Source organism: Sulfurimonas sp. (assembly GCF_018698455.1).
GTDB lineage: Bacteria > Campylobacterota > Campylobacteria > Campylobacterales > Sulfurimonadaceae > Sulfurimonas.
The window spans coordinates 43,431-54,286 of record NZ_JABIOQ010000017.1 but is presented as its reverse complement, the minus strand read 5'-3'; the positions used below and the strand labels follow the sequence as shown (position 1 = coordinate 54,286).

The 10,856-nt window shown below is 32.0% G+C and carries 12 protein-coding genes and 1 pseudogene; 11 read left to right on the top strand and 2 right to left on the bottom strand.

The genetic code is table 11. The annotated features are described in order from the left end of the window. The coding region (locus HOG88_RS11885; RefSeq protein WP_367234427.1) for a transposase at window positions 1–307 on the bottom strand (307 nt) is incomplete at its 3' end. Here HOG88_RS11885 and HOG88_RS02845 point away from each other — a divergent pair. Beyond that, window positions 285–413, top strand: coding sequence for a hypothetical protein (locus HOG88_RS02845; protein WP_295002938.1), 129 nt, complete (start codon window positions 285–287; stop codon window positions 411–413). The two genes, HOG88_RS11885 and HOG88_RS02845, sit on opposite strands and share 23 nt — an antisense overlap. Window position 414: 1 nt before the next feature. Here HOG88_RS02845 and HOG88_RS02840 read toward each other — a convergent pair whose 3' ends face one another. Beyond that, window positions 415–606, bottom strand: coding sequence for a hypothetical protein (locus tag HOG88_RS02840; RefSeq protein ID WP_295002936.1), 192 nt, complete (start codon window positions 604–606; stop codon window positions 415–417). Between the two features lie 398 nt (window positions 607–1,004). On the opposite strand from HOG88_RS02840, the gene HOG88_RS02835 reads away from it, so the two are divergent. From HOG88_RS02835 to HOG88_RS02795, 10 genes and pseudogenes are all read left to right on the top strand, one after another. Beyond that, complete coding sequence (locus HOG88_RS02835; RefSeq protein ID WP_295002934.1) at window positions 1,005–2,405, top strand: hypothetical protein; 1,401 nt, start codon at window positions 1,005–1,007, stop codon at window positions 2,403–2,405. Then, window positions 2,405–2,893, top strand: a complete 489-nt coding sequence (locus tag HOG88_RS02830) for a hypothetical protein (RefSeq protein WP_295002932.1) — start codon at window positions 2,405–2,407, stop codon at window positions 2,891–2,893. Before HOG88_RS02835 ends, HOG88_RS02830 begins: the two co-directional genes overlap by 1 nt. Further along, the gene (locus tag HOG88_RS02825; RefSeq protein WP_295002930.1) at window positions 2,880–3,368 is read left to right on the top strand and encodes a hypothetical protein; all 489 of its coding nucleotides are present in this window, start codon (window positions 2,880–2,882) and stop codon (window positions 3,366–3,368) included. The genes HOG88_RS02830 and HOG88_RS02825 overlap by 14 nt, the downstream gene beginning before the upstream one ends. Then, window positions 3,347–4,831: a hypothetical protein gene (locus HOG88_RS02820; protein ID WP_295002928.1), complete on the top strand. Its 1,485-nt coding sequence runs from the start codon at window positions 3,347–3,349 to the stop codon at window positions 4,829–4,831. The genes HOG88_RS02825 and HOG88_RS02820 overlap by 22 nt, the downstream gene beginning before the upstream one ends. Further along, window positions 4,831–5,751: a hypothetical protein gene (locus tag HOG88_RS02815; RefSeq protein WP_295002926.1), complete on the top strand. Its 921-nt coding sequence runs from the start codon at window positions 4,831–4,833 to the stop codon at window positions 5,749–5,751. The genes HOG88_RS02820 and HOG88_RS02815 overlap by 1 nt, the downstream gene beginning before the upstream one ends. A gap of 3 nt (window positions 5,752–5,754) precedes the next feature. Further along, a pseudogene (locus HOG88_RS11880) lies at window positions 5,755–5,820 on the top strand (prepilin-type N-terminal cleavage/methylation domain-containing protein); the annotation flags it as partial. 27 nt (window positions 5,821–5,847) lie between these two features. After that, window positions 5,848–6,585, top strand: coding sequence for a hypothetical protein (locus tag HOG88_RS02810; protein ID WP_295002924.1), 738 nt, complete (start codon window positions 5,848–5,850; stop codon window positions 6,583–6,585). Between the two features lie 156 nt (window positions 6,586–6,741). After that, the gene (locus tag HOG88_RS02805; protein WP_295002922.1) at window positions 6,742–8,397 is read left to right on the top strand and encodes a GspE/PulE family protein; all 1,656 of its coding nucleotides are present in this window, start codon (window positions 6,742–6,744) and stop codon (window positions 8,395–8,397) included. Beyond that, window positions 8,397–9,602, top strand: coding sequence for a type II secretion system F family protein (locus HOG88_RS02800; RefSeq protein ID WP_295002920.1), 1,206 nt, complete (start codon window positions 8,397–8,399; stop codon window positions 9,600–9,602). The genes HOG88_RS02805 and HOG88_RS02800 overlap by 1 nt, the downstream gene beginning before the upstream one ends. A 104-nt stretch (window positions 9,603–9,706) precedes the next feature. Next, window positions 9,707–10,282, top strand: a complete 576-nt coding sequence (locus tag HOG88_RS02795; RefSeq protein ID WP_295002918.1) for a prepilin-type N-terminal cleavage/methylation domain-containing protein — start codon at window positions 9,707–9,709, stop codon at window positions 10,280–10,282. Window positions 10,283–10,856: the final 574 nt, after the last annotated feature.

The window sequence follows — 10,856 nt, the reverse complement described above, 5'->3', positions numbered from 1 at the left end:
CCCATATTGGTAGCGTATCTTTAAACTTTTTACTTGTATGTATGGATGCATTGTCAACAACTGCAACTGTTGGTTTAGTAATCTCTTCTGCGAAGATATGAAAATAAGCGATTACGACTTCCGTATCTACTCTTTGATTAGTAGTTGATGCGAATAAAATAGATTTATTTTTATTGAGGGATCCAAGAACATTTAAATTTCCAGATCTCTTTGATGGGATGCTGAGTGTCTCTCCGATTTTATTCCAAGCATAAGGTAGATTTGGATTAAGATTAAATCCACTTTTGTCGAAATATTCGACATCTATTGCAGCGGTAAGTGCTTTAGATTCTAATTCTTCAAGTTCTTTCTTCTTTGTTTTACATAATGTTGAATCTGGTTTTCTTGCTGTATCTCTTCTTACTCGTTTATAGCTTAGATTGAGTACTTTTTTAAAAATCGTTTGAATGTTTTATAGCTCATTTGTATTGAAAGTTTTTCAATTGTTATGGCATAAGCTTTTTTAGGTTGATGGGGATATAGACCTATTTGTTCTTCAATAACTTTTTTATCACTTGTCTTATTTAGAATTGCTTTCCTTCCTGCACCAGCTTTACGTGTGACCAAGTGCACGCTCCTCTACACTCTTGTATAATTACCCATATTAATTGCGAAATCCAGCATAAAATTTGAGAGACTATCGCTATAATTGAGTGATAGAACATTGATGCCTCTGATAAACCTTTTCTTTGTTTGAAAATAATTATCCGACTTTCGCACAAACTAGACTAAGCCGCTTTAGCTAAGTACCGAAACATTACTTCTAACAAACTACTCAAAAGAAGTATAAACTAAAAATGTGCAGAAAATGAATATACGATGGATATTTTCAAATAAATATGATTTCATAAGAAATTTAGTGTAGAATATGGTAATTAAACTTGTTGTCATAAGACTGAAAGTGGTACTATAGTATAAGTATAACTTATATGATATAAAAATATGTTATTAAAGATAAAAAATAAATGAAACAGTTTTATGCCCTGAATATTCAAAATGATTATGTTTATGTTCTTTTTGTACAAAAAAATGGTAAACAGTTTTCTATTATCAATCAGCAAATTATTGACTTATCTGAGTTAAGTGAATTTTTAAAAAATAAAAAGTCTTATTATTTAAGTATTGAGCAAGATGAAGATGTAGTTGAAAAAATCACTATCGAATCTCTTATAAATAATGAAAGTGTTATAAGAAGCTTAATCTTAATGCAACTACATGAAGTAGACATTAATAAGAAATTAATTTTCAACTATGTGCCATTACCGAAAAATATAAATGATGAAACAACTACATATTTAATTGATGGAGTATTCGAAGATAATTATCTAAGTGTACTAGAATTAATTAAAAACTTGAACGAGCTAAAAAGTGCGAGTACAAATAAATTTTCATTACTTGGAATATCGTGTGAATGTATCAAGGATGAGACCTTTTTTTCAGTGCATACTCAAGCCAATAAAATAACTATAATCGCTATTCATAAACAAGCAATTATTTTTAGCCGTGAACATAGAATTACAGCGGATAATGCAGAACTTCGAGAGTTAAACTTAGTTGAAGGGATTACCCAATCAATCGCATATGCACAGCAACAATTTCGTGAAATAAACTTTTCGATTATTGCATTGAGTGGCTCGATAGTTATAGATGAAATTATGGTAGAGCATATCTGCATGTCATCTGAGTTAGGGGTTACTGTACTATATCCAAATACATTCATACAAGGATTTGAATACGAAGAAGCTCAGGAACATATCTTTGCTATAGGAAGCTGGTTTATACCAAAAAAATATCAATTTTTGCCAACTTCGGTTTTAGCACATAAACAATATAATATAATTTCAAAAGTATTACTTACTGCATCGATAATATTTGTTTTAATAAGTTTCTTTTATACTTATGAAAAATATTCCTCATATGCTGATTCACTTCAAAACTATGAAATAATTAAAGATAAATTAAATAAAACAGCTAATAAAACACATACTTATTCCATCGAAGAGCTTCATTCAAGTTTAAAATATATTCAAATTGTAGAACAATATCTAAAGTATCACCCTTTAGATCTTATCTTGACATTAAAACCACTTATTGAGCTGCTAAAACCACAAGAATTACAATGGCAATATCTTGACAAGAGTTTGGAATTAAATGTAAAATTTAAACACTCTTTTAGAAGCCTTAAAGACCTTTATCGATTTGAAAAACTTTTTTTTAATAAGTTTGAAGATATTAATTCAACATTTAGTAGTACATATAAAAATAATACAGACTACTCAAAAATGAATTTTGATACAACTTTAACCATAGAAAGTTCTAAAAAAGAGAGAAATAAAACAGAAATTTTGAGAAAAAGAAGAAGATAATGAGAAATATTATTTTTATTACCATCAATTTTGCAATCTTAGTATTGTTGTTGACACTGATAGATTGGTTTGAAATAGAGCAGCTTAAAGTTGAAGCAATTAATAGGCAATACAAAAAAAACATAAAAAAGATGGAAAAAGTGTCACAAATAAACAAATGGATTAATAATGATATTTTTCCAATAATTAAGACTAAACAAAATTCTTCTCAAAATAGTGATGAAAACCTGATCACATTTTTTGATGATAATGTAAACAAATATAACTTTATCGTAAGTAGATATATTTACTCAGAAAATATTTCAAAAAATATTGATTTATCATATAGCCTTAATAGGGGAGATAAAGATCAACTCGCTAATTTTGTAAATATGAAATTTAAAAATGGATTTTTGGAATTTAGAGAGCTCAAAATGGATGAGTCAAGTTTAAAAGGAACAATTAAAGTTGTTCAGCAATATAATGGAGAAAGTAATGTATCTAAGTAGGAAACAGTTTTTTTTACTGATTTTACCTTTTATGATCTCTTTGTTAGTCTATTATTTTAATAAGGAAATTGTAGATAATGCCCACTATCTTTTTCCAACATATAAAAAATATTTAAATAAAGATTTAGATGTAAAAACAAATGCATATTTCCAAATTGAATCAAAATATAAATCATTACAAAAGATTAAAAATAAATCATTGTTAAGAAAAAAAAATGCTAAGTGGGCGACTGACAATCTATTTTACAAAAAACAAGAAGGTGCTAGAGTTGCTTCAGTTAAGTCTGCTAGTGAAAAAACCTATACATACAAACTTCAAGCACTGTTTCCTGATGATAAAACTGCTATAATTAACAACTTGATAGTCAAAGTGGGTAGCAAAGTGGATAATACTACAGTAGTTACAAAAATAACAAACTATTCTGTACAAATAAAAACTAACAAAGGACTAAAATGGCTTTCATTGTTCCAGTAATTACACTATTATTTCTCTTTTCTGGGTGTTCAAATCATGATACCCCCTCGCTCAAAGATATAGAGTTGTCAAAGATGAAAACTGCAAGTCAAGAGATTGAAGCCTTTAAAAATTTAGATCAAAAAAACAATGTACCTGAAATGAGACTGCCTTCAGTTTATGAAGAGATTTCTGTTTTTGACGATAAAAAAATAACATTTTCCATAGAACAGGCAAACTTTAACAAAGTGATGTATTTAATATCAAAGACATCTGGTTTAAATTTGATTATCGATAAGGATGTAGATACCAATACTCCTATTACTATTTCCGTCAAAGAAGCAGGGCTAAAAGACACTCTTGACATAATTATGAATATCACTGGCTGTTTCTATGAATTAAGAGGTAATATTTTACATGTGAAGCAGTTTGAGCAAAAAAACTTTTTAATACCTTATATTCACACATCATCTTCCTATACAACGGAACTTGGAGGAGATACACTAAACTCAGCAGGGGGAGAGGGTAGTTCAGATGGAATCAAAGGTGAATTTAAACTCAAGTTTGAGAACCCAAAAGATATAAACAATTTTTACGAACAACTTGAAAAAAATATAGCATCTCTGATGAGCTCTGATGGAAAATACACACTCAACAAATTTAGTGGAATATTAAGTGTATATGACAGAAAGAATAATATAGATGCCATTGGAAATGTAATAAGCAGAATCAAGGAACAGTCTAACAAACAGGTGTTGATTGAAGCAAAAATATTAGAAGTGATTTTAAATGACTCTCATGCACTAGGTGTTAATTGGGATGCTCTATCAGAGAGTGTATTTACTACCGGTGACCAGTTTCAACTACAGCAAACACTTGGCTTAGGTGGTGCTGTTGCAGGAACAATGTCTTACACAGCAAATAATTTTTCAGCCGTTATAGATGCACTTGATAAATCAGGAGATGTTGACACTCTCTCTAACCCAAGTATCAACGTGTTGAGTGGACAGTCCGCTATGATATCATCTGGGAAGCTTGTCCCATTTTGGGAGAAAGAGGTTCAAATTACCCAGGGAACAGGTGGGTCAGCTAGTACGAGTGAGGTAACATATAATCGAAGAGATGTTTTAAATGGAGTTACAATGGGTGTAACACCTACTGTTATGGATGATGGAAAAATCATGTTAAATATTACCCCGATCACTTCAAGTATTGAAGAGGTAGTTGATTATATTAATGAAGACGGAGTATCTGTAGCAACGGCACCGGTTATGAACATCAAAGAGGCTGGAACAGTAATATATGCCAAAAATAACAATCTTGTTCTGATAGGCGGTTTAATAAATAATAGCATTTCTAAATCAGAAGAAAAAGTTCCAATTTTAGGTGATATTCCGTGGTTGGGAGCACTTTTTAAAAAAACAATAAACACAAAGGAAAAACGGGAACTCGTTATCTTAATTAGAGTTAGGGTAACACAATAATGAAGATACTCACAGCCCTTTGTTTTTCTCTGCTTGTATTTGCTTCGGACACATTAGTTTTTCAAACGCAAAAAGAAAATTTTTTATTAAAGGCTTATGCGATACAGTTGTTTTCATCACATAATGCAACTTTAGCTAAAAAAACACTCAAAAAAGTTCCAAAAGAACTTCGCAGTAAAACATATCTGCATAAAATTGGTGACTATACGACAATCAGGTATGCTCGAAGTTTATCATATAGTAAACTGAAACCAGAAATTGAACAGTTTTATGAAATTGGGTTTACTGATGCATACATTGTAGAGACAGAGTCTACTTTATCATATCAAAAAGATTCTCAAAATGCAAGAACTCCTAAAAGTACAATATCTGAATTTGATAGATCAAATATTTTATTTAAAGCCCAAAACGCATATCAAAAAAACAATGAAAGTGAAGCTATAATTTATTACGAAATGCTTCTATCGTCCGGAAATACAAATCAAAAAATTAAAAATAATCTTTGTTATCTTTATGGAAAACGTGGGGCCTGGTTTGATGCAAAAGCCATTATAGACAAAGAACAGTATTATGGTAAATTAGTTTATTCATATGCCTATGGGGCAGTACAAAGTAACCAAGAGGAGTACTACAGTAATCTCTCTCCTTATATTATGATTGACAGAAGTGGTAGACTGATGTTACTTAGTGGTTACTATTTTGAAAATAAAGAAGATTCAAAAAGAGCACACTCTTTTTATAAAATGGCTTACGAGAAAAATCCGACTGATGTTTACAATATTTTTGCCTATGCTCGTGCACTCGATATACTCCAAGATAAAAAAGCCACCTCTTTATATAAAAATATTCTAAAGAAAGTTGACAACATTCATCCACTATATACTACGGTATATAAAAGAGTGTTTGAATTGGGAGATTAAGAGATGAAAAGAAAAGCATTTACACTCATTGAATTATCAATTGTTCTGATTATTATCGGGCTCATAATCGGAGGGTCATTAAAGGCACTAAAATCCATGAGAGAGAGTGCTAAGGTAACAGAAGCAAAAGAGCAGATAAAAACGGCGAAAGATTCCGTTATTGGTTATGCCATGGAATGGATAGACTTGCCTACCATAGCTGAGTTTGATGTTGATCTTTCGCCAAATACTGGTACACTTAAACCTATCGCTTATTTTACCGATTCTAATTTAGCTAACAATTTTGATATTTGTGCTTTTAATACAACAAATTTAACAGTTATTGATAATCGCATTTCTCCTGCTCGTACAATAAATAATGTAGCATTTATCGTAGCAGCAGCCGGAGCAAACTACAACATGCAAACTGCTCAAGATATATCAGTTACACCGAATTTAGTAACAATACATGGACCAACCGAAAAAGGTGACGACGAACCAAACCCCGTAAATATAGTAGACTTTTATGATGATATTGTAGAGTGGATTGGCCTCGATGAATTAAAACGGAATGTAAATTGTAATGATAAGCCATTTGAATTCATAACATATAGATTGCCCCTTGGCACTGTTGGTGTTAATTATAATGCAACTCTTTATGTGGAAAACAATATATCATCTGTCAATATTAACTGTACACCTGCATTAAATCATAATATCAGTTTTAGTGATCCAGATTTTTCAGGAATTCCAGATGCACCAGGAACAGTACTTTTTACTTGTGTAGCAACAGAAAATCCACCAGCTACAAGAACAAGAACAAAACAATATATTATTACAATTGATTCGGATTGAAGTGCTGGAACAGCTGTAGCAGATAAAATTAAAGATGTCAAAAAGAAGCTAAAGAAGTTTTTGTGACAAGAAAACTGATTGTGAAATTGGTCTAAATTGTACTGTAAGTTAAGGTATCTGTATGGCACCTAGAAAACCATAAAATTAGGAGTAAATATGACACAAAACAAACCAATAGGTCAACTCCTTGAAGAGTTGAATTTTATAACTAAAGAGCAGATTGAAGTAGCATTAGGTGTACAAAAAGCAAATCCTAAATTTTTTGGTGAAACCCTGCAGGACTTAGATTTTGTAACTTCAGGTGAAATAGCACAAGCAATCGCTATGCAGAGTAATCTGGCGTATCTTAATTTAGAATTTATAATACCTTCCATTGAAGCTCTAAGGCTGGTTCCATACAGTGTAGCAAAAACAAAAAATATCTTACCTGTTAGTGTAGATGAACATACTCTAACAGTAGCTACACAAGAGGTAAATGATCTTGCTACACTTGATTATCTGCGAAAAATCTCGAAAAGAAATGTAAAATTTGTTGTTGAAGATGAGAAAGTAATTGCTAGATATGCGGAAATTTTCTATTACCAACTAAGTAATCCTATTGATGCAGAAATTACAAAGATTATTCAAGATTCTCTTGGCGATATAGAAATAAACACGCCTCATCTCGTTGAGTTGCTCTTAAATAATGCCATAAAAGATCATGCAACAGATATTCATATATCACCAGAGAGCTCAGCTTCCCATATTTCTTTCCGTATTGATGGAGTGCTACAATACACTTATTCGTTACCGATTAAGTTGCATACTCAGCTGACAGCCCGTATAAAAATTCTCAGTAATCTGGATATTTCTGAACAAAGAAAACCTCAGGATGGTGCTTTTAGTTACGAGTTCTTAAATGAAGAATTCGATTTGAGGATTTCGACACTACCAACCAATAATGGTGAAAATATTGTTATGCGATTATTAGGAAAAAACTCTTCTCTGTTTAGCCTTTCACAACTTGGCCTTACCGAAAGAAATATTGAAAAGGTAGAAAAATATTTCTCTAAATCCTATGGTATTGTACTGATAGTTGGACCAACGGGTAGTGGTAAAACGACTACTCTATACTCGGCTCTTCGTAAAATTGACTCTCTTAAAAAAAATGTATTAACCATTGAAGACCCGATTGAGTATAAGTTTTCTTTCATAAAGCAGACTCAGTTAAATGAAAAAGCAGGTTATAACTTTCAAGCTGCAATCCGTGCATTTATGAGACAGGATCCAGATGTTATGCTCGTTGGAGAAATAAGAGACCATGATACGGCAGAGTTAGCCGTTCGTGCGTCAATTACAGGTCACTTAGTTTTATCGACCTTACATACAAATGATGCAGTCGGAACCATTCCAAGGCTAAGCGATCTGGGTATTGAACCTTATCTCATCGGTTCTGGGCTTTTGGCTGTAATAGCTCAAAGATTAGTTCGAAAATTATGCCCTGTATGTAAGCTTACTAAAGAAATCACAAAAGAAGAGTTACTTGAGCAAGGTTTTTCAAATCGTATTTTAGATTTATATCCGGACTACAAATTATTTGATGCAGTAGGTTGTGATAATTGTAGAGGTACAGGGTATGGAGGAAGAGAATCTATCATGGAAATTCTTGAGATTGATGTGGATATAGAAGCTCTAATAACAAGAGAAGCAAGTACACAAGAGATACTGCAAGTTGCCCATCAAAAAGGGATGTACTCTATAAAGGAGGACGGGCAAATAAAAGTTCTACAGGGGACTACAACAATTCAAGAAATAAAGAGAGTCGTCAACTAATGCATTTTGTGGTTTTAAATATAAATAAACAGGGACAAAAAGGTATCAGTTTTCTTGAAGCAACAGGTTATGATAACCTGCTCAAAATGCTTGAGAGAGATATGGTGCTCCCTCTGAAAATATTAGAAATTCCAGCAGTTATCTCCTCTGCTATTCCATCAACGAAAACGAAAGTCACACCTGCTGAAGTTATTGAAATGATGGAAAATTTCCAGCTTGTGATAAAGGCAGGATTACCTCTTCGTCAGGGTATTGTTGATTTAGCAGAAGATAGTGATAATAAAAAGTTTAAAAACATGCTGTTTCAAATTGCTGATGATATAAATAGAGGTAAATCTTTGTCGGTAGCATTTGAATTATACAAAGATGTAGTAGGTGTTATGATTTTAAACCTAATTAAAATTGGCGAAGAGACTGGTCAACTTGAACTTACTCTGAAGCGGGGAGCCTCTTTTTTGCGTCGTATTACTGCACTTAAAAAGAAAGCAAAATCGGCACTTATATATCCTTCATTTGCTTTTTCTGCTGTCATGGGAGCCATGTTCGTTTGGATGATTTATGTGTTACCACAGATGACGGAACTTTTTGAAGAGATGGATGTTAAGTTACCGCCTTTAACAATTTTTATGATGAATCTATCTGATTTTCTTACAAACTATATAGGGTATATGATTGTTGGTATTGTTGTTTTAATTGCAGCATTTAAAGTAGTACACAAGAAATATAGAAAAGTTCGTTGGTATACAGATAAATACCTGCTAAAAATACCTGTAATGAAAAATGTTATTTTGAGCTTTAATACTGCATTTATATCAGAGTATATAAGACTTGCTCTTGTGTCGGGCATACCAGTATTCAGTGCTTTGGATACATTAAATAAAAACATAGAAAATGAAATTTTCAAAAAAGCGCTTCAAGATATAACAAATGATATTGCAAGCGGTAAGCAACTCTCAGCATCATTTTTAAAAACAAAAATATTTCCTTCCTTTGTCATAAGAATGCTGAGCATTGGAGAGTCTGCAGGGACATTAGAGTCTCAACTAGACATAGTCTCAGCACACTACTACGAAAAAGTTGACTTTTTTGCTGAGAATATAGGTAAAGTTATTGAGCCTGTAGTTCTCATCATAGTAGGCGGTTTTATGGCTCTTGTAATGGTTGGCTTAATGGGACCTATGTATGATCTTATTTCTGCAGTATAACAGTTCAATGGGTGATATTTAGATATTATTTACTAAATTTGACTTATGCTTGTTAGTGTCTAAGAATTATGGTAAAATAAATTATCAAAATTAAGGAGTTAGTTATGAGAAAAGGTTTTACCCTTGTAGAGTTATCAATAATATTGGTAATTATAGGTTTGATCATTGGTGGAGTTATGAAAGGCAAGGATTTAATTAGTTCTGCTGAGCAGAAAAAGATTTATAATACTTGGATTAAGGGATGGCAAGTTGCAGCTAACTCTTATCAAGATAGGACAGGGAGTATTCTGGGGGATACAAATGGAAATGGACAGAATAATAATATTCGTTTGGATAACACCGTTACTGTTCAAGATAGATTGAAAGCCGTTGGTTTAGATATTCCAGTAGGAAATATAGCCACCTCAAGTGGCGGTTCTTATAAAATTAAAGGTAAATATAGTACTAGTACTGCCATTGCACGTTTGATGTGGAGAAACACTAACGATGGTGCAAAAAATGTATTATACATCTCTGGAATGCCGACTGATGTTGCACTTGCATTTGACACAATGTCTGACGGTGTGTTAGACTCTAGTAATGGAGACTTTAAGCGCGATGGACAAGCTGCATCTCCTATACCAATTCCTTGGCCTGATGCATCGGTAACACCAACTGTAAATATCACGCTTGCACTATAATATAAATTATTTATAAACTCCTGAGACTGTGAGATTTTCACAGTCTTCCCCCCCCAGGATTAGCACTAAAAATATTTTTTAGTATTTACATTAAACTATAGAGCTATTTGTTGATTCCCACAAAAGTTAATAGTTTAATTGTAAAAGTAGTTGAAAATTTAAGTAACTCTTTGATAGCAAGAATTACACTTTCATTCCTCACATATTACATTGTTAGCAATATAAGAAGAATAAGTTATAAATATAAAACTATTGTGCCTTATTCAAAGATTTAGAGTAAACCCTATACTGTAATTATTGCAATGCTAGTATTTATAGATATTATGGACAAAATAGCTCAGATTGAGACAATTGTAAATAGGAGTGAAGATTTTACGACAATAATAGCTATACTACGAAATACAACTCAAGAATAACTTGTGTTTACGTACGATTAAAGTAACTTAATCAAAACATAAATATTTTATGAGTATAATTATTATTAAAATAATTATACAGGAATCTCATAATGGCGAAGAAAACTAAAAATGAAGAGACAAGAAAAGAGGTAAAACTTTCTAACAAGTGAGAAGCA